The organism is Bacillus mycoides (genome assembly GCF_018742245.1).
GTDB classification, from domain to species: Bacteria; Bacillota; Bacilli; order Bacillales; family Bacillaceae_G; genus Bacillus_A; species Bacillus_A cereus_U.
The window spans coordinates 3,985,721-4,004,106 of the sequence record NZ_CP036132.1 but is presented as its reverse complement, the minus strand read 5'-3'; the positions used below and the strand labels follow the sequence as shown (position 1 = coordinate 4,004,106).

The following is an 18,386-nucleotide window of genomic DNA, read 5'->3' as shown; positions in this document are numbered from 1 at the left end:
ATATAATGTAGACTTGACTGATTTGTGCGCAGTAGAAATTTTAGAAAGAAGGTGTAACTTATGACACTACAAACTTTTACACAGTATGATTTTAAACCATTTTTAATAGATGCAGTTCGTGAACTACGCTTTACAGAGCCAACAGGAATTCAAAAGAAAATTTTCCCGGTCGTGAAAAAAGGTGTGAGTATAATTGGACAATCCCAAACTGGTTCTGGGAAAACACATGCATACTTACTTCCTACATTAAACAGAATTGATGCAAGTCGTGAAGAAGTACAACTTGTTATTACAGCGCCTACTCGTGAGTTAGCACAACAAATTTACGAAGAAATTGTGAAACTAACAAAGTTCTGTGCAGAAGATCAAATGATTACAGCACGCTGTTTAATTGGTGGAACTGATAAACAAAGATCAATTGAAAAGTTGAAAAAACAACCTCATATTGTAGTTGGAACGCCAGGACGTATTAAAGACTTAGTAGAAGAAAAGGCGCTATTTGTTTATAAAGCGGATACTATTATTGTCGATGAAGCGGACTTAATGCTTGATATGGGATTCATTCAAGATGTAGATAAAATTGCGGCACGTATGCCTAAAAATCTGCAAATGTTAGTTTTCTCTGCAACAATTCCTCAAAAATTAAAACCATTTTTGAAGAAATATATGGAGAATCCAGAACATATTCATATTAATCCGAAGCAAGTTGCAGCAGGAAATATTGATCATTACCTTGTGCCTTCAAGACACCGTAATAAAACTGAATTAGTGAAAAATATGCTACTTCAATTTAAACCATATCTAGCAATTGTCTTTACAAACACAAAGAAGAAGGCTGACGAAGTAGCCGATGGATTAGCAGAACGTGGGTTAAAAGTAGGACGTATACACGGTGATTTATCACCACGTGATCGTAGAAAAATGATGAAACAAGTTCGTGATTTAGAGTTCCAATACATTGTCGCAACAGATTTGGCGGCACGCGGTATTGATATTGAAGGAATTAGCCATGTTATTAACTATGAACTTCCATCAGATTTAGACTTCTTCGTTCACCGCGTTGGAAGAACTGCACGTGCGGGTCATTCAGGTATTGCGGTAACGATTTATGATCCAGCAAATGAAGAAGCGTTAGATAGTTTGGAAAAACAACGTCATATCGAGTTTAAGCATGTAGATTTACGCGGAGATGAATGGGCGGATTTAGGTGACCGTCGTCGTCGTAAGAGCCGTAAAAAACCAAATGATGGACTAGATGTTATGGCAACAAAAGTTGTTAAAAAGCCGAAAAAAGTAAAACCAAACTATAAACGAAAACTTGCAACAGAACGTGACAAAGTGAAGAAAAAATATAGCAATAAAAAAAGATAAGGGATTTCCCTTATCTTTTTTTATCTCACTACTTGAGAGAAAGTCGATTAATGCAGACTAATAATTAGTGAGGGGTAGAAAAAACGTTGACTAAAGTTTCACTTTATTGGGTTAATTTAAGTATAGAGTGCAGACTGTTTAAATAGTCAGTTTAATTTATGTAGTGCCTTGTGTGTGAACAAACAATTCGCTACATATTTCTACAAATTATGCTATCATTATATCTATTGTATATTGAAGAGGTGATTGTATGTTAAAGATAGGATCTCATGTTTCAATGAGTGGTAAGAAGATGTTATTAGCAGCAAGTGAAGAGGCTGTTTCATACGGTGCAACAACGTTCATGATTTATACAGGTGCGCCACAAAATACACGAAGAAAACCAATTGAAGAATTGAATATAGAAGCAGGAAGAAAACATATGGAACTAAACGGTATTGAGGAAATTATCGTCCATGCTCCGTATATTATTAATGTTGGGAATACGACGAAACCTGAGACGTTCCAATTAGGTGTTGATTTTCTGCGTATGGAAATTGAAAGAACGGCAGCATTAGGGGTAGCAACACAAATTGTTCTTCACCCAGGAGCTCACGTTGGTGCAGGAGCAGATGCTGGTATTCAACAAATTATTAAAGGGCTTAATGAAGTAATAACGCCAGAACAAACGGTTAATATTGCGCTAGAAACGATGGCAGGAAAGGGAACAGAATGCGGTCGTAGCTTTGAAGAAATTGCGAAAATTATTGATGGTGTGAAATATAATGAAAAACTATCTGTATGTTTTGATACGTGTCATACGCATGATGCAGGTTATGACCTTGTAAATGATTTTGACGGTGTGTTAAACGAATTTGATAAAATTGTTGGGATAAATCGTTTACAAGTACTTCATATTAACGATAGCAAAAATATACGCGGAGCTGGAAAAGACCGTCATGAGAATATTGGTTTTGGTCATATTGGCTATAAGGCGTTGCATCACATTGTGCATCACCCACAACTTACGCACGTACCAAAAATTCTTGAAACGCCGTATGTAGGTGAAGATAAAAAAGATAAGAAGCCACCATATAAATTAGAAATTGAAATGCTGAAAAATGGTACTTTTGATGAAGGAATTCTTGAAAAAATTAAAGCGCAATAAGGAGGGGATTTTCCCCTCCTTATTTTAGTAGTTGTTGAAATAAAGTATTTACTTGTTGGGCAGTAGCAGGGGAGGTTACTTTTGCTATTTGTTTTAAGAGCTCTAGTCGTTCGTTATTGTCGTAAATGTTAATATTTTTTCCCTTCATAAGTAAAACAATTTGATCAGCTTGCGCAGTCGTAATTGAAACTTCATATTCTTTACTATATTTCAATAACTCTTTTGTAGAAATATGATTTAATTTTTTGTTCACAATTTGTTTAATGAGGTTCATCGTGTTGTCCTCCTTCACACGTTCTTCTATCGAAATATATGTAAACATAGCTTGTACATATTCGTATCAAGGTGCATTTTTTCAATGGGGAAAAGAAGCTTATGTTATAATATAAGAACGAAACTATAGATAAAGAGTATAAGGAGGACTTATGGAGAAAAAGCAACATCGAAAAGAAAGTGTTATTCATCTTGTATATCGTTTAGTTATGATTGTCTTTGGGGCAGCGTGTGCGGCGGTAGCGATTGAACTGTTTTTAATGCCAAATAAAATTATTGATGGTGGAATTATTGGTATTTCTCTTATATTAGATTATCTTACTCCTAATATTTGGTGGTTAAGTTTTTCTACTTTAGTTGTTATCCTCAACATTCCTTTTATGTACTCCGGGTATAAGCAAATTGGAAAAACATTCATGTTATCTTCAGCATTTGGAATTGTAGCTTTAGCATTTATTGAATCAACGTTGCATGCTATACCGCCATTTACAACAGAGCCGATTTTAGCAACAGTTTTCGGCGGTCTTATTTTAGGTATTGGTGTAGGACTTGTTATTCGTCATGGTGGATCGTTAGACGGAACGGAGATTATGGGAATTCTATTAACGAAGAAATTACCGTTTTCTGTTGGTGAATTCGTAATGTTTGTGAACTTATTCATTTTTGCATGGGCAGCATTTGTTTTTGGTGTTGAACAAGCGATGTATTCTGTTATGACGTACTATATCGCATTCAAAACAATTGATACGGTAATTCAAGGATTAGACGAAACGAAAGCAGTTTTAATCGTATCGGATCAATATGAGGAAGTATCAAATGCAATTTTACACCGCCTTGGTCGTGGAACAACAAAACTTGTTGCTAAAGGTGGCTATACAGATAAAGAAAAAGAAGTTATTTATGCAGTTGTAACACGTTTGGAAGTGACGAAGTTAAAATCAATTGTGCATGAAATTGATGAAAACGCATTTGTTACGATTATGAATACACAAGAGACAAATGGTGGTAAGTTTAAATCAGCAATTCACTAAAAAGTTAATTGTAATATCTTTTGAAAGCAGAGAATTCTTCTCTGCTTTTTGTTATAATAATAAGGTTTCTTGAAATAAAGAATATATTTTAGGCAGATTGGTTTACAACTATAATAAGCTGTACTATAATTCAAATAGAGATAAATCGGAATCATTCTGAATTAAAATAGGTGAGATGATATGAATAATATATTGGAAATAGAAGGATTAACGTTTCGATATGAAGATCGAAACGTGTTAGAAGATATTAATTTGCAAGTTCCGAAGGGAGCTTTTTTAGGTTTAGTTGGACCAAATGGTTCAGGGAAATCGACTTTACTTAAATGTTTATTGGGTGTTTTAAAACCAAAGCAAGGAAGTATTAGATTGTTTGGCATTGATAGTAAGAAATTTAAAGAGTGGAATAAAGTTGGTTATGTATCCCAAAAGGCAAGTAGTTTTAACTCAGGTTTCCCAGCAACTGTTTTTGAAGTTGTTTCAATGGGGCTCGTTTCGAAAAAGGGGCTTTTTCGCTTTTTTACGAAAGACGATAATGCGAAAGTAGAAAAAGCGATTGCTGATGTAGGTATGAGTGAGTTTCAAGGTCGCAACATTGGAGAACTTTCTGGTGGACAACAGCAGCGTGTATTTATTGCTCGTGCACTTGTAAGTAATCCGGAATTGCTTATTTTGGACGAACCTACTGTTGGAATCGATGTGAAAAATGTGGAAAGCTTCTATGAGATACTAGAGGATTTAAACAAAAGGCTCGGGATCACGTTAATTCTTGTTACGCACGATATGGGTGCTGTAACAGAGAAGGTGACGCATGTTGCATGTTTAAATCAGCATCTACATTTCCATGGGAATGTAGAGAAATTCCGAGAGTTAGAAGATGCAGAAATGTCGATTTTATATGGGCATCATGTTCATCGCTTAGAACATGAACATGGGCATCACGGGAGGATATAATGATACAGGATTTTTTACAATATGATTTTTTACGTAATTCTTTATACGCTGGTGTTTTAATTGGGCTTGTCGGACCACTTATCGGCGTGTTCGTTGTAATTCGCCGCATGTCGCTTATTGCGGATGCATTAAGTCATGTGACGTTATCAGGAATTGCAGCCAGTTTATTACTTGAAAAGACAATCTTTACTGGAGGGTTTTTAAACCCTTTATATATGGGAATGTTTTTTTCAATCGGTGGAGCATTGCTAATTGAAAAATTACGTACTGTATATAAACATTATCAAGAGTTAGCAATTCCGATTATACTTTCAGCAGGGATGGGGATTGGAGTTATCTTCATTTCACTTGCTAATGGATTCAATACGGATTTATTTAGTTATTTATTTGGTAGTGTAAGTGCTGTGACAAGTGCAGATTTAATTATTATTGGTATAGTAGCAATTGTAGTTATTATAACGATTGTTTTATTATACAAAGAGTTGTTTTTACTATCATTTGATGAGGAATACGCTGTATCAACCGGTTTGAGTGCAAAGTGGATTCACTTTATTTTCATTATATTAGTTGCTCTTGTAATTGCGGTATCAATGCGTGTTGTAGGTGTTCTTCTCGTATCATCTTTAATGACGTTACCAGTTGCAGCAAGTATTCGTATTGCAAAAGGATTTAAACAAACAATTTTCTTTTCCATTTTATTTGGTGAAATTGCAGTAATTGGTGGAATGTTTGCTTCGTATCAACTTGATCTAGCACCAGGTGGTACAATTGTTATGATAGCGGTTCTTATTTTAATCGGTGCGATTTTATGGAAGAAGAAAAAAACTGCATAAAGTAGGGATAGGTATGAATCTAACAGAAGCTTTACGCCTAATGAAGGAAAAAGGATATAAACATACGGGGAAAAGGGAAGAGATGCTAAGATTATTCGCGGCGCATAATCGGTATTTAACCGCAAAAGATGTTTTAGAACATATGAAGGATGATTATCCAGGACTAAGTTTCGATACGATTTATCGTAACTTAACGGTTTTTGCTGAAATTGGTGTTTTAGAGCAAACGGAATTAAATGGTGAAAAACATTTTCGTTTTATGTGCTCTATTATGGAACATCATCATCATTTCATTTGTTTAGATTGTGGTGGTACGAAAGAAATCACTTCTTGCCCAATGGATTTTATGAATAAAGATTTTAAAGGTTATGAGGTAACGGGACATAAGTTCGAAATATATGGTCGTTGTCCAAAATGTGCAAAATAAGAGAACTCGTCGGTTATATAACTGACGAGTTTTTAATTTAAATGTAAAAAAGGTTGCTCACAAAAATTGTGGGCAACCTTTTTTTTATTGTTCTTGTTTTTCTTTTTCTTTTTCTTTTTCTCGTTCGGCAGCCATTTCAGCAGCGATTACATCAATTTCTTTTTTCAGTTCTTCTACCATTGTTTCTTCTGGTACTTTACGAACGACTTGCCCTTTACGGAATAATAAACCTTCTCCGCGTGCACCAGCAATACCGATGTCGGCTTCACGAGCTTCACCAGGACCGTTTACGGCGCAGCCGAGTACTGCAACCTTAATTGGAACTTTAAGTGTAGAGATGTATTCTTCGACTTCATTAGCAATGCTAATTAGGTCGATTTCAATACGACCACAAGTTGGACAAGAAATAAGTGTTGCGGCATTAGATGCAAGACCAAATGACTTTAATAGTTCACGTGCAACCTTTACTTCTTCAACTGGATCAGCACTTAAAGAAATACGAAGTGTATTTCCGATACCTTTACTTAAAATTGCTCCAAGACCAGCGGCGCTTTTTACAGTTCCAGCAAACAATGTTCCTGATTCTGTAATACCTAAATGTAATGGGTAATCAAAAGCGCGAGCAGCTTTTTCGTATGCTTCAATTGCTAAGTTAACATCAGAGGCTTTCATTGATACGATAATATCGTGGAAATCTAAGTCCTCTAAAATTTTAATATGGTGCAGTGCGCTCTCGACCATACCATCAGCAGTTGGATATCCATACTTTTCTAAAATATGACGTTCTAATGAACCGGCATTTACACCGATACGGATTGGAATGCCACGCTCTTTCGCTGCATTTACAACAGCTTCTACTTTATGGCGACGTCCAATGTTACCTGGATTGATACGTACTTTATCAATGCCGCCTTCGATTGCTTTTAAAGCAAGGCGATAATCAAAATGAATATCAGCAACAAGTGGAATGTTGATTTGTTTTTTAATATCAGCAATAGCATTTGCTGCGCGTTCGTCTGGAACAGCAACACGAACAACTTGACAGCCAGCTTCTTCTAAACGTTTAATTTCAGCAACTGTAGCCTCAACATCATGCGTTTTTGTTGTCGTCATACTTTGTATAATTAATTCATTGTTACCGCCAATTGTTAAATTACCGACTTTAACTGGACGTGTTTTTGTACGTTGAGTCATTTCATTCACGAATTGATCGCTCTCCTTATAAAAGAAGTTTCTTATTTTAGTCCCTTACATCAATGATAGTATGTGTGAGAAAGGGCTATGGAAACCAAAGTACTCGGCTTCACTTTTACTATTGTATCAGCGCCTTTATGTAATTGACAAGGATTAAGTGATTGCTTATTGATATAACGGGAATTTATAAGACTTTCCAACTTGGATTTTTGTAGCAGATGTATTTTTATTTAATTGCTTAAAATCATCAATTACTTTTTCAATAGAAGGAATTTTTTTCTTATTAATCGCTTCTGTAATAGAAAGAACTGTATCGCCAGTTTTTACTTCGATTGCTTTATAAGCTATATCCGTTTCTTTTTCTGTTTCTTTCTCTTTATTTTGTTTTGTATCTGTATTTTCTTGTTTTATCGTTTGGGCAGCAGAGGTTTTTTTGTATGAACTTAACATCGGTAAAGTACCGATTTTTATGTCGTAATAAAATATATAACCGAGGACAAGCACGAATAAGAGTACACCTAATCTCTTCATATCCTTCACTCCTTTGCTAGGAATATATGCTTGTCCAAAAAAAAAATGCCTATTTAGGCATTTTTTTATAGTTCTTGTTTTTCTTTCGGTTTTGGAACTTCTTTAATTGTTAAGTATAGAACGATTAAAACAACTGCAATGTAAATGAATGTTGCGCCAGGTACGTTTATTTTGAATAAATCCATAATCATAAAGAAGATTGTTGGAATTGTGTAGCTGTAAGCAGTTAATGTCCAAACTTGTTTATAAGATAATTTGCGTTGACCGCTCATCGCAGAACCGATGAAGGCAAGCAATGTAACTCCTACAAAGGTAATAAATAATTGGAACAAGTACAGTAAGAACCCAATAACGAATAATAAGATTGGATAAATACTGTCAAATAACGAAATGAAATCTTGTAAATCTTTTTTCTCAAGAGATGCGCCTAATAAGTCATTATAGGAGTATGTTTGTGTTTGACCATTCCCCATGGAGACTACTTTATCTTTTAAAACAAATAAACCTGTTTTATTTTGATATTTTTCTAAGTCTGTTGAATTTGGATCAAATACGAAAAGGGCATTTCCGTCTTCTTTTTCGATAGGTTGATCAATATCAGCTGTTAGCTCACCATTTTCAATTTTAAAATCAGGTAAATCTTTTTCGATTACTTTATTTACCATGTTAACACCATCTTGAATAACGCTACCGTACAAGAAAGTTCTTGGAATAGTAGTGATTAGGCAAAGAAGCATAATATACAAAATGGTTTTACCGATTTTTTGAAAACGGAAAAGCGCCATATCTTTAGGCGAATATACGCTTTTTGCTAGCTGTGTAAAAATGGACATAGATTCACTTCCTTTATGTATGTGTAAAATCATTGTAACGTACGAATCTAGAGAAGCTCAAGATATATTATATTTACATATAGTAGAAAGGACTAAATTTCTTTTTATTAATTTACTTCTTTTAGTAGAGAAAAATACAATTGACACTTTTCTTTTGTATATGGTAAATTTATCTTACATTTTTTAAACGATATATCCGATGGGAAGTTAGTTGTTTTTAATGTTACATACATAATTGTGGACCCTTAGCTCAGTTGGTTAGAGCAGACGGCTCATAACCGTCCGGTCGTAGGTTCGAGTCCTACAGGGTCCATATCCATTTCATATGTTTATTATGTCAGCAGGAAGCTTCCTTGTAGAAGGAAGCTTTTTTTACGGAATATATGAGCATTTTAATTGAAAAGAAGTGGGAATTTTGCTACTTTAATGATAGCAAGACAAAGCGATTTATTTGTTTGCACCCTATGGCAATTAGGGTAGAATGAAGTTGTAGGTCACATATGTAGTGACAATACATAAACCGGGAGGAATATAACAATGGCAAAACACGAATTACCAAATTTACCTTATGCGTATGATGCTTTAGAACCTCACTTTGATAAAGAAACAATGAACATCCATCATACAAAACATCACAACACGTATATTACAAACTTAAACGCTGCTTTAGAAGGTCATGCAGAATTAGCAGACAAAAGCGTTGAAGAATTAGTTGCAAACTTAAACGAAGTACCTGAAGCAATCCGTACAGCAGTACGTAACAATGGTGGCGGACATGCTAACCATACATTCTTCTGGACAATCCTATCTCCAAACGGCGGGGGACAACCAGTAGGCGAACTTGCAACTGCGATTGAAGCGAAATTCGGTAGCTTCGATGCATTCAAAGAAGAATTCGCAAAAGCTGGCGCAACTCGCTTCGGTTCTGGTTGGGCTTGGTTAGTAGTAAACAATGGTGAGTTAGAAGTAACAAGCACTCCAAACCAAGATTCTCCTCTAACTGAAGGGAAAACTCCAGTTATCGGTTTAGATGTTTGGGAGCATGCTTACTACTTAAATTACCAAAACCGTCGTCCTGACTACATCGGTGCATTCTGGAACGTTGTAGATTGGAACGTTGCTGAAAAACTTTACCAAGAAGCAAAATAATTAAAGTTAATACAGCTAGAAAAAAGCTAGGGGTTTTCTCCTAGCTTTTTTCTATGCTCTCCTTTTACATAATTGAGCTTGTCTTTGGAAGACTAGAACATGAAGTAAAGGAGAGTTGTGTATGAAGTGGAAACATGTAATTGGTGATGTTGAAGTGAATCGGGATTTAGTATTATTGCTTGTTATAGGAGGTTTATACACGCTCGCAATTTCTTTATCGAATACGTTTGTAAACATTTATTTATGGAAGCAAACACAAAATTATGTAAATTTGGGCTTGTATAATTTGGCCAGCGTTGTATTGCAGCCTCTAACATTTCTTGTGGGAGGGAAATTAGCGAAACGTATTGATCGCTCGATTTTATTGCGAATCGGTGTAGGCACGTTAGCTGTTTTTTTTATCGTCGTTTTAGTAGCGGGAAAAAGTGCATCTCACTATATTTTACTAATGGGAGCCCTTTTAGGAGTTGGTTATGGTTTCTATTGGCTCGCTTTTAACTTGTTGACATTTGAGATTACAGAACCAGAAACAAGAGATTTTTTTAACGGTTTTCTCGGACTTCTTACATCTTTCTCTGGAATGATTGGACCGATAGCTGCAGGATATACAATTTCACGTATGGAAAAATGGAGCGGTTATACTGTCGTTTTCTTCCTCTCGTTAATGCTATTTGCGGTTGCAGTCGTTCTAAGCTTTTTTTTATCGAAGAGGGAATGTGAAGGACGCTATGAAATTGTGCAAGTATTGAAAGAGCGGCAAGTTGATGAAAACTGGGGAAGAATTACGCGTGCTCATTTCTTCCAAGGTTTGAGAGAGGGAACGTTTATTTTCGTTATTTCGGTATACGTCTATTTAGCATCTGGTAGCGAGTTAGCACTAGGGAAGTATAGTTTAGTGAATTCTGCAGTATCATTTGTATGCTATTATTTAGTTGCTCGTCTGTTAAAGAAAGAATGGCGAAAAAAAGCAATTTTACTTGGTGGCATTATTTTATATGCGGTCGTATTCTTAGTTATTTTCAATGTTACATATACGAAATTACTTATTTATGCAGCATGTATCGCGGTTGCATATCCCATTTTACTCGTTCCGTACGGATCCATGACATACGATGTAATTGGTAGAGCAAAACAGGCGAGAGAATGGCGTGTAGAATATGTAGTTGTCAGGGAATTATGGTTAAATGCCGGAAGAATTTGTTCCATTTTAAGTTTTTTATGTGCTGTCATATTCTTTCCTCCTGAAAAAAGTTTACCTTTCTTACTATGTATTTTAGGAGCTGGACATTTTCTTATTTATTTTGCAGTTAAAAATGTCAAATATGATGAGGGAAATGTGAACAAAACCAGCGTTGTAGCGCAAGGAACCACGCAGAATCAAACTGAACCAGAAGGTTAACTTATCGTTTGTTTTATGCTAGAATAGAAAAAGATGTAAGACAGCAGTGAGGGCACCTGTATGAAGGTGTCCCTTTCACATTACATAGCTGTTGGTAGAGGGGGTTTGTATGAGCAAGAAGCAGAAAAAGAACCAGACAAAGACAAAAACCCACGTTCCCTTTCGGTTAAACGTGTTGTTTTTTTGCGTGTTTTTAATGTTCTCCGCGGTTATTGTAAGGCTTGGATATGTACAAATTGTTCGTGGCGAGGAATATAAAAATGAAGTTGAGAAAAAAGAAAATTCAACGATAAGTAATCCTGTACCACGCGGGAAAATATTTGATCGTAATGGAGAAGCAGTCGTAGATAATGAGCCTATTCGTACAATTACATTTACAAAAATGAAGGGATCAACTGCAGCAGATCGCTTAGAAACGGCGAAAAAGTTAGCAGATTTAATTGAAGTCCCAACAGATAAGTTAACAGATCGCGATAAAAAAGATTATTGGCTTGCTTTACATAAAGAAGAAGCAGAAACAAAAATCACAAAAAAAGATCGTGAAGAGCTTAAAACAAATAAAATTGACGATAAAGAACTGGATGAACGTCAACGAAATCGTGTAACAGAAGAAGAGATTAATCAACTGTCAGCAAAAGATTTAGAAATATTGGCGATCAAAAGTAAGATGGAAAGCGGATATGCAATGACGCCGCAAATCGTTAAAAAAAATGCAACACCGGAAGAATACGCGATTATTAGTGAAAATTTAGCGAAATTACCAGGGGTAGATACAAATGTTGACTGGGAGCGAAAATATAAGTATGACGATATGTTCCGAAGTGTACTTGGTGGTGTAACTTCTTCTGATGAAGGGCTACCGAGAGAAAGATTAGATTACTATCTTGTTCGTGATTATAATCGTAATGATCGCGTAGGAAAAAGTTACCTTGAGCAACAGTACGAAGATAGTTTACACGGCACAAAAGCTGAAGTTAGAAATGTTACAGATAAAGATGGTAATATTTTAGAAACTATTAATGTGTCACAAGGACAACGAGGTAACGATCTGAATTTAACAATCGATATGGAATTACAAAAGCGTGTAGAAGAAATTCTTACAAAAAACTTAATGAGATTTAAAGGGAGCGAACCTCTTTTAGACCGTGCATTCGTTGTAATGATGAACCCGAAAAATGGTGAAGTTTTATCTATGGCGGGGAAACAATTAGTGAATAAAGACGGCGAAACGAAAGTAGAGGATTTTGCATTAGGAACGATGACGAGTTCTTATCCGATGGGTTCAACTGTAAAAGGTGCGACAGTACTTACAGGATATCAAACTGGTGCAATTCAGCCAGGATCTGTACAGTTAGATGAACCGATTAAATTAAAAGGGACACCTACGAAGTCATCTTGGAAAACGATGGGGTATATTAATGACCTTACAGCGTTAAAAATGTCTTCTAACGTTTATATGTTTAAAACAGCGATGAATATCGCTGGTGTTCCATACGTACGAGGCGGTACGTTAGATATCCCGCAAAAAGCATTTGATACTATGCGTTACTATTTTGGTCAGTTTGGGCTTGGTGTAAAAACAGGAATTGATTTGCCAAATGAAACTGCTGGTCAAATAGGTAAAGGGAATCAACCAGGTTTCTTATTAGATTTATCAATCGGACAGTATGATACGTATACACCGCTTCAATTAGCGCAATATATTTCGACGATTGCAAATGGTGGATATCGTATGCAACCTCAAGTTGTAAAGGAAATTCGTCAGCCATCGGCGAAGCCCGAGGAAGTTGGAAAAGTTGTTCAATCCATGGAACCGAAAGTATTAAATCGTGTTGATATGCCTGAATCACAAATTAAACGTGTTCAAGAAGGATTTAGACAAGTGTTTAACGATACAGGTGGTACAGCTACAAAATACTTTGCAGGTGCACCATATAAAGCAGCTGGGAAAACAGGTACAGCTCAAACTGTATATGGCGGAGATAAAGAGATTGGTAGAAATGCAAAAGGTGAGCGCAAAGAAACATATAACTTAACATTAGTAGGTTATGCGCCACTTGAAGATCCAGAAGTAGCATTTTCTGTTGTTGTGCCATGGGTACATGATGATAAAACAGGGATTAATGGATATATTGGTCGTGAAATAATGGACGCTTACTTTGATTTGAAAAAACAAGCATTAACTGGTGAAGCTCCAAAAGATGAAAAAGAGAAAAAAAGTAATGCACAAGATGATGAATAAAAAAGTTGTAAAAAAAGCACACTATCTGAAAAGATAGTGTGCTTTTTTTTATGCTTTATGCATATGGTTTAGTAAATGTGGACAACCGTAAAATGTTGAAAAAAACATGTAGTTTCAAAAACGATGAACATAACAAGATGAGTGCATACGCTCTAAGTTTGTCTTGTGTGATAGGTGATAGCAGTTTTATCCCGCTATTTGAGGGCAGTAAAACTCCCATCCAAAAATTCAGCTGGAGCAAAGAAGTTAGGGGGGAGCCATGCTGCCCGTAAACGCCCGATTGGTGAGGGCTAATAATCAGTGGGGGATGAACACAACCCCCACTGATTATAGTTTCACTTTATGGATGATTAGAAAATTTCCTGCATCTAAAGTACAAAATTGACAATTAAGTTTGTGTATACAGTTGTTTTTGTGGAACTTTACAAAACTTTTACAAACAATTAAAACCGAATTAATAGTTTAGCAGTATTCTTATATCTGTAATCCTGTTATTTCCGGTTACTTCTAGGAGGAAGAACACGTGAAATGGATGAGCGCATCGATTAAAGTTTGGACATTATCGACATGTTTCCTTTGTTTTAATATGTCTACTGCATTCGCTACAAATGAAATGGGAGAAGTGAGAGTTGATGGATCCTCAACGGTTTTTCCTATTATAGAGGCAGTGGCAGAGGAATATACAAAGGCCCATCCAAACGTGAAAATTTCTATTAGTATTTCTGGGACAGGAGGAGGATTTAATCGTTTCAGTAAAGGAGAAGTAGATATAAACAATGCTTCGAGATTGATGAAACCGGTAGAAGAAAATGCAATGCAGAAAAACTCCATTCAATTTACACCATTTGAGGTTGCTTATGATGGTCTAACGATTGTTGTGAATCGTCAAAATACGTGGATAAACAATATGACGATAGATGAGTTACGTCTATTATGGAGTGAAAATGGAAGATTGAAACGATGGTCACAAATTCATTCATCATGGCCACGTGAACAAGTTAAATTTTATGCGCCAGGTGTAGACTCTGGTACTTATGATTATTTCCAAAATGTTGTCTTACAAAATAATCGCCTTGTAAAAACGGTTTCTTTGTCTGAAGACGATCAAGTTATTATGCAAGGGGTAATGAATGATAAAAATGCCATTGCTTTTGTAGGATATGCTTATTATATGGCCAATCGAGATAAGGTAAAAGCAATACAGGTGGATGGTGTATTTCCAACGAAAGAGACCATTCAATCGGGTACGTATAAGCCATTATCTAGGCCGCTATTTACGTATGTGAATCATGCATCTATCAGAAATAAAATTAATGTAGCAAATTATGTTGAGTTTATGATTAAGCATGTTGGAAGCCTTGCTGAAGAGGTCGGATATGTAAAATTACCAAAAGAAAAATATAATGAACAGCTGCGAATGTTAACAGAAATAAAAAGGTAATGTCAGGGTGGAAAGGGGTTTTCATCTTTGGCTCATAATGACAAAAGTCAAATTACATTTTCTGTACAACATTTGATTGAGAGAAATACAAATAGAAGAAAAAAAACGCAGCGAATCAATCGAATTGTTCCGTTAATACTAAAAGTCATTGCTAGCGTGTCCATTGTAACGACACTTGGAATTATTATTACGTTGGCAAATGAAACAATCATGTTTTTTCAAAAGATATCATTGTATTCTTTTTTGACAGAGAAAGAATGGTTACCTTTTTTTGAAGATCCGAAATTCGGTATATTACCACTTATATGTGGAACAATCCTTGTAACAGCAATTGCCATGTTCGTAGCAATTCCTATTGGTTTAGGTTGTGCCGTGTTTTTAAGCGAATACGCTTCGAATGGCGCTCGGAAAATATTAAAACCGTTGTTAGAGCTACTAGCAGGCATCCCGACAATTGTATATGGTTTTTTCGCGTTAACAGTTGTCACGCCACTTTTACAACGCGTTATACCAGATTTGCAGTTTTTTAATGCTATTAGTCCGGGTATTGTTATAGGGTTCATGATGATCCCGACGATTGCTTCTCTCTCTGAAGATGCGATGAGAGCTGTAGAAAAAGGAATTAAAGAAGCCTCATTAGCGCTAGGAGCGACTCGTTTTGAGATGGTAAAACAAGTGGTGTTTCCATCGGCTTTTACGGGCATAATGGCAGCGATTATATTAGCAGCTTCCAGGGCGATTGGTGAAACGATGATTGTTGTTATTGCAGCTGGATCAACACCTAATGTATCGATAGATCCGACTCATTCTATTCAAACATTAACAGCCTATATTGTACAAGTGAGTTTAGGTGATGCTCCGCACGGAACGATTACTTATTACAGCATGTATGCTGTAGGTGCAACGTTATTTATGTTTACTTTTATTATGAATATCATTTCGCAATATATTATGCGCCGTTTTAGGAGGGTGACATAATATGCGAATGTTAAACCATAAAAAAATACAAGAAAATATGGCATCGCGTTTTTTAAAGGATCGGATTTACAAGTGTTTGTTTTATATAGCAATTTTGTTTTCGGTAGTAATACTTTTTATATTGCTTTTTCAAATTTTTGAAAAAGGTATAAGTTATCTTTCAATAGATTTCTTTACAAACTTCGCCTCACGTAATCCGAGAGAAGCTGGGATTGTTGCTGCTTTGTCAGGAACAATACTATTTATGAGCATTGTTATACCGGTCTCTTTTATATTTGGAGTCGGAACAGCTCTTTATTTAGAGCATTATGCGAAGGAGTCCATTTTTAAAAAGTTAATTGAATTAAATAATCAAACATTAGCAGGGGTACCTTCCGTTGTGTTTGGTTTACTCGGGTTAACTATTTTCGTATACGCTCTCCATTTAGGAGAGAGTATAATTGCAGCGGCACTGACGATGAGTTTACTCGTCTTACCAACTGTTGTTGTAGCTAGTCAAGAAGCGATTCGAACTGTGCCGAGCTCATTACTAGAGGCTTCTTACGGATTAGGTGCTACGAAGTGGCAAACGATGTATCACATTGTATTGCCAGTAGCTTTACCAGGGATTGTAACGGGATGTACGTTAGCGGTATCGAGAGCAATTGGTGAGGCAGCACCATTATTAGTCATTGGGGCTCTTGCCTTTGCAAATTATGTTCCGTTCAGTATGTTGGATAGATTTACGGTTTTACCAATTCAAATTTTTAATTGGATGAGTAGACCACAAGAAGAATTTCAGCATGTAGCAGCAGCTGGGATGATTGTTTTGCTAGGGTTGCTGCTCTTTATAAATATATTTGTCTTATGGTTACGAAATCGAAAATAAGTTGGAAGTGGATGAAAGGGGAATTCAAATGGTAGCAACAGTAGTAAATGTACAGGTGAAAAACGAGAAAAAGATTGAGACAGCACCAAAAAAAGTGGTATTTGATACGAAAAATTTAAATTTATGGTACGGAGAAGACCACGCTTTAAAAGATATCAACTTAAGTATTCATGAGAATGAAGTAACAGCGATTATCGGTCCAAGTGGTTGTGGTAAATCAACGTACTTAAAAACACTAAATCGTATGGTAGAGTTAGTGCCTATCGTTCGGACTACGGGCGTTATCGAATATAGAGAACGAAACATACTCGAAAAGTCATATCCGGTTGAAGAATTACGTACGCATGTGGGTATGGTATTCCAAAAGCCAAATCCATTCCCAAAATCTATTTATGAAAATGTAGCATATGGTCCGAAAATCCATGGTGTTCGTGACAAAAAAACACTTGATGAAATCGTTGAAAAAAGCTTACGCGGAGCAGCCATTTGGGATGAGTTAAAAGATCGTTTGCACGATAATGCATATGGTTTATCTGGTGGGCAGCAACAACGTCTATGTATTGCACGCTGCTTAGCGATTGAGCCAGACGTAATTTTAATGGATGAGCCAACATCGGCGCTAGACCCAATTTCAACATCAAAAGTAGAAGAACTAATTCAGGAGTTAAAGAAAGACTTTAGTATTGTTATCGTAACGCACAATATGCAACAAGCAGCACGTATTTCAGATAAAACTGCTTTCTTCTTAAGTGGAGAAGTTGTGGAATATACAGATACGAACAAATTATTTACAACACCTACAGATAAGCGTACAGAAGACTACATTACAGGACGATTTGGTTGATATCGCTAGCAAGGCTAAGAGTAAATGCCCCCTTAACCGAGGGCATTTCTCACTTTCACCTCATTCTAATAGGGGAGTAATATTTCTCTTTTCTCAAGGCTTAATAAACGTACAAGAGGCTGGATAGGGGATTTATATAAAATGGCACATAATATTGAGGGGGAAGAAACGATGGTAAGAGAACAGTTTCAATGTGATTTAAAAACGTTACAGCAAAAGGTGATTGAGCTTGGTGAGTTAGCAAGGGAAGCTTTATTGATTGCTATGGAAGGTCTTCACAGCAGGGATGTAGAGAAAGCGTTAGAAGTCATTGATGGGGATTATCACATGGATAATTTAGAAGAGGAAATAAATGACCTTGCGCTTATGCTTATTACAAAGCAGCAGCCTGTAGCAAGTGATTTAAGAAGGATTTTCATTTCAATTAAAACAGCGACAGATTTAGAACGTATTGCAGACCATGCTGTTAATATTGCGAAATCAACAATTCGTCTTGGTGAAAAAGAAGTGGTCGTTAGCTTGCGGAATCTTGAGGAAATGTTTGAGATTGCTCATAAGATGTTAAATTTAGCATTAGAAGCATATGAGCAAGAAAATTTAACTTTTGCTAAACAAATTGCTGAAATGGATGATTCAGTTGATGAAATTTATGGGAAGGCGATTCGTGAATTTATTTCCTCTGTCCCTGGACAACCAGAAGCGATTACACAAATTACACAACTATCCTTTGTTGCAAGATATATTGAGCGTGTAGCAGACCATGTTACAAATATTGCTGAGAATGTATTTTATTTAGTAAAAGGAAAGCATTATTTATTGAATGAGTAGAGGAAAAAGTAGGTGATGAGAAATCACCTGCTTTTTTTAGTCAAAA

At 36.0% G+C, this 18,386-nt stretch carries 18 protein-coding genes and 1 tRNA gene; 15 read left to right on the top strand and 4 right to left on the bottom strand.

What is annotated here, in order from left to right:
• Positions 1–60: 60 nt before the first annotated feature.
• Together EXW56_RS20515 and EXW56_RS20510 are read left to right on the top strand one after the other, a co-directional pair.
• Entirely contained in the window at positions 61–1,371 is a 1,311-nt protein-coding gene (locus EXW56_RS20515) for a DEAD/DEAH box helicase (RefSeq protein ID WP_002111874.1), read from the top strand.
• Between the two features lie 250 nt (positions 1,372–1,621).
• Positions 1,622–2,518 (top strand): deoxyribonuclease IV, encoded by an 897-nt coding sequence (locus EXW56_RS20510; protein ID WP_215596897.1) that lies wholly within the window; start codon positions 1,622–1,624, stop codon positions 2,516–2,518.
• Between the two features lie 19 nt (positions 2,519–2,537).
• On the opposite strand, the gene EXW56_RS20505 is transcribed toward EXW56_RS20510, so the two are convergent.
• Entirely contained in the window at positions 2,538–2,792 is a 255-nt protein-coding gene (locus tag EXW56_RS20505) for a DUF2624 domain-containing protein (protein WP_001048958.1), read from the bottom strand.
• 151 nt (positions 2,793–2,943) lie between these two features.
• Between EXW56_RS20505 and EXW56_RS20500 the strand changes: the two genes are divergently transcribed.
• From EXW56_RS20500 to EXW56_RS20485, 4 genes are all read left to right on the top strand, one after another.
• Positions 2,944–3,822 carry a YitT family protein gene (locus tag EXW56_RS20500; protein WP_002015168.1) on the top strand — a complete coding sequence of 293 codons (879 nt, stop codon included), beginning with the start codon at positions 2,944–2,946 and terminating at the stop codon, positions 3,820–3,822.
• 180 nt (positions 3,823–4,002) lie between these two features.
• Positions 4,003–4,773, top strand: a complete 771-nt coding sequence (locus tag EXW56_RS20495) for a metal ABC transporter ATP-binding protein (RefSeq protein WP_002111871.1) — start codon at positions 4,003–4,005, stop codon at positions 4,771–4,773.
• Positions 4,773–5,606 (top strand): metal ABC transporter permease, encoded by an 834-nt coding sequence (locus tag EXW56_RS20490; protein WP_002160460.1) that lies wholly within the window; start codon positions 4,773–4,775, stop codon positions 5,604–5,606. Before EXW56_RS20495 ends, EXW56_RS20490 begins: the two co-directional genes overlap by 1 nt.
• Before the next feature lie 13 nt (positions 5,607–5,619).
• Entirely contained in the window at positions 5,620–6,033 is a 414-nt protein-coding gene (locus EXW56_RS20485) for a Fur family transcriptional regulator (RefSeq protein WP_002067192.1), read from the top strand.
• Positions 6,034–6,117: 84 nt separating this feature from the next.
• Here EXW56_RS20485 and ispG read toward each other — a convergent pair whose 3' ends face one another.
• From ispG to yqgB, 3 genes are all read right to left on the bottom strand, one after another.
• The gene (gene ispG, locus EXW56_RS20480; protein WP_162208025.1) at positions 6,118–7,227 is read right to left on the bottom strand and encodes a flavodoxin-dependent (E)-4-hydroxy-3-methylbut-2-enyl-diphosphate synthase; all 1,110 of its coding nucleotides are present in this window, start codon (positions 7,225–7,227) and stop codon (positions 6,118–6,120) included.
• A 165-nt stretch (positions 7,228–7,392) separates the two neighbouring features.
• Positions 7,393–7,758 carry a hypothetical protein gene (locus EXW56_RS20475; protein WP_002111869.1) on the bottom strand — a complete coding sequence of 122 codons (366 nt, stop codon included), beginning with the start codon at positions 7,756–7,758 and terminating at the stop codon, positions 7,393–7,395.
• 65 nt (positions 7,759–7,823) lie between these two features.
• Positions 7,824–8,591, bottom strand: coding sequence for a protein YqgB (gene yqgB, locus EXW56_RS20470; RefSeq protein WP_002034056.1), 768 nt, complete (start codon positions 8,589–8,591; stop codon positions 7,824–7,826).
• Positions 8,592–8,830: 239 nt separating this feature from the next.
• Between yqgB and EXW56_RS20465 the strand changes: the two genes are divergently transcribed.
• The 9 genes from EXW56_RS20465 to phoU all read left to right on the top strand — a co-directional run bounded on the left by EXW56_RS20465 (position 8,831) and on the right by phoU (position 18,340).
• Positions 8,831–8,904, top strand: a tRNA-Ile gene (locus EXW56_RS20465).
• Between the two features lie 224 nt (positions 8,905–9,128).
• The gene (gene sodA, locus EXW56_RS20460; RefSeq protein WP_001052033.1) at positions 9,129–9,740 is read left to right on the top strand and encodes a superoxide dismutase [Mn]; all 612 of its coding nucleotides are present in this window, start codon (positions 9,129–9,131) and stop codon (positions 9,738–9,740) included.
• 121 nt (positions 9,741–9,861) lie between these two features.
• A complete protein-coding gene (locus EXW56_RS20455; protein ID WP_002111864.1) occupies positions 9,862–11,139 on the top strand; it encodes an MFS transporter in 1,278 nt (425 codons plus the stop codon).
• 109 nt (positions 11,140–11,248) lie between these two features.
• On the top strand, positions 11,249–13,381 hold the full coding sequence (locus tag EXW56_RS20450; RefSeq protein WP_002199338.1) for a peptidoglycan D,D-transpeptidase FtsI family protein: 2,133 nt from the start codon (positions 11,249–11,251) through the stop codon (positions 13,379–13,381).
• 523 nt (positions 13,382–13,904) lie between these two features.
• Positions 13,905–14,822 carry a PstS family phosphate ABC transporter substrate-binding protein gene (locus EXW56_RS20445; RefSeq protein WP_002111862.1) on the top strand — a complete coding sequence of 306 codons (918 nt, stop codon included), beginning with the start codon at positions 13,905–13,907 and terminating at the stop codon, positions 14,820–14,822.
• Positions 14,823–14,849: 27 nt separating this feature from the next.
• Complete coding sequence (gene pstC / locus EXW56_RS20440; RefSeq protein ID WP_002199339.1) at positions 14,850–15,800, top strand: phosphate ABC transporter permease subunit PstC; 951 nt, start codon at positions 14,850–14,852, stop codon at positions 15,798–15,800.
• A gap of 1 nt (position 15,801) precedes the next feature.
• Entirely contained in the window at positions 15,802–16,668 is an 867-nt protein-coding gene (gene pstA, locus EXW56_RS20435) for a phosphate ABC transporter permease PstA (RefSeq protein ID WP_215557472.1), read from the top strand.
• 28 nt (positions 16,669–16,696) lie between these two features.
• The gene (gene pstB / locus EXW56_RS20430) at positions 16,697–17,512 is read left to right on the top strand and encodes a phosphate ABC transporter ATP-binding protein (protein ID WP_002199341.1); all 816 of its coding nucleotides are present in this window, start codon (positions 16,697–16,699) and stop codon (positions 17,510–17,512) included.
• Positions 17,513–17,683: 171 nt separating this feature from the next.
• On the top strand, positions 17,684–18,340 hold the full coding sequence (phoU, locus tag EXW56_RS20425; RefSeq protein WP_033716820.1) for a phosphate signaling complex protein PhoU: 657 nt from the start codon (positions 17,684–17,686) through the stop codon (positions 18,338–18,340).
• The last annotated feature ends 46 nt before the right edge of the window (positions 18,341–18,386 follow it).

Coding starts and splice junctions, on each gene's coding strand:
- EXW56_RS20450 (WP_002199338.1), top strand. CDS start 11,249: ATGAGCAAGAAGCAGAAAAAGAACCAGACAAAGACAAAAACCCACGTT.
- phoU (WP_033716820.1), top strand. CDS start 17,684: ATGGTAAGAGAACAGTTTCAATGTGATTTAAAAACGTTACAGCAAAAG.
- EXW56_RS20485 (WP_002067192.1), top strand. CDS start 5,620: ATGAATCTAACAGAAGCTTTACGCCTAATGAAGGAAAAAGGATATAAA.
- EXW56_RS20490 (WP_002160460.1), top strand. CDS start 4,773: ATGATACAGGATTTTTTACAATATGATTTTTTACGTAATTCTTTATAC.
- EXW56_RS20455 (WP_002111864.1), top strand. CDS start 9,862: ATGAAGTGGAAACATGTAATTGGTGATGTTGAAGTGAATCGGGATTTA.
- EXW56_RS20510 (WP_215596897.1), top strand. CDS start 1,622: ATGTTAAAGATAGGATCTCATGTTTCAATGAGTGGTAAGAAGATGTTA.
- pstA (WP_215557472.1), top strand. CDS start 15,802: ATGCGAATGTTAAACCATAAAAAAATACAAGAAAATATGGCATCGCGT.
- EXW56_RS20500 (WP_002015168.1), top strand. CDS start 2,944: ATGGAGAAAAAGCAACATCGAAAAGAAAGTGTTATTCATCTTGTATAT.
- EXW56_RS20505 (WP_001048958.1), bottom strand. CDS start 2,792: ATGAACCTCATTAAACAAATTGTGAACAAAAAATTAAATCATATTTCT.
- EXW56_RS20475 (WP_002111869.1), bottom strand. CDS start 7,758: ATGAAGAGATTAGGTGTACTCTTATTCGTGCTTGTCCTCGGTTATATA.
- yqgB (WP_002034056.1), bottom strand. CDS start 8,591: ATGTCCATTTTTACACAGCTAGCAAAAAGCGTATATTCGCCTAAAGAT.
- EXW56_RS20515 (WP_002111874.1), top strand. CDS start 61: ATGACACTACAAACTTTTACACAGTATGATTTTAAACCATTTTTAATA.
- EXW56_RS20495 (WP_002111871.1), top strand. CDS start 4,003: ATGAATAATATATTGGAAATAGAAGGATTAACGTTTCGATATGAAGAT.
- sodA (WP_001052033.1), top strand. CDS start 9,129: ATGGCAAAACACGAATTACCAAATTTACCTTATGCGTATGATGCTTTA.
- ispG (WP_162208025.1), bottom strand. CDS start 7,227: ATGACTCAACGTACAAAAACACGTCCAGTTAAAGTCGGTAATTTAACA.
- pstB (WP_002199341.1), top strand. CDS start 16,697: ATGGTAGCAACAGTAGTAAATGTACAGGTGAAAAACGAGAAAAAGATT.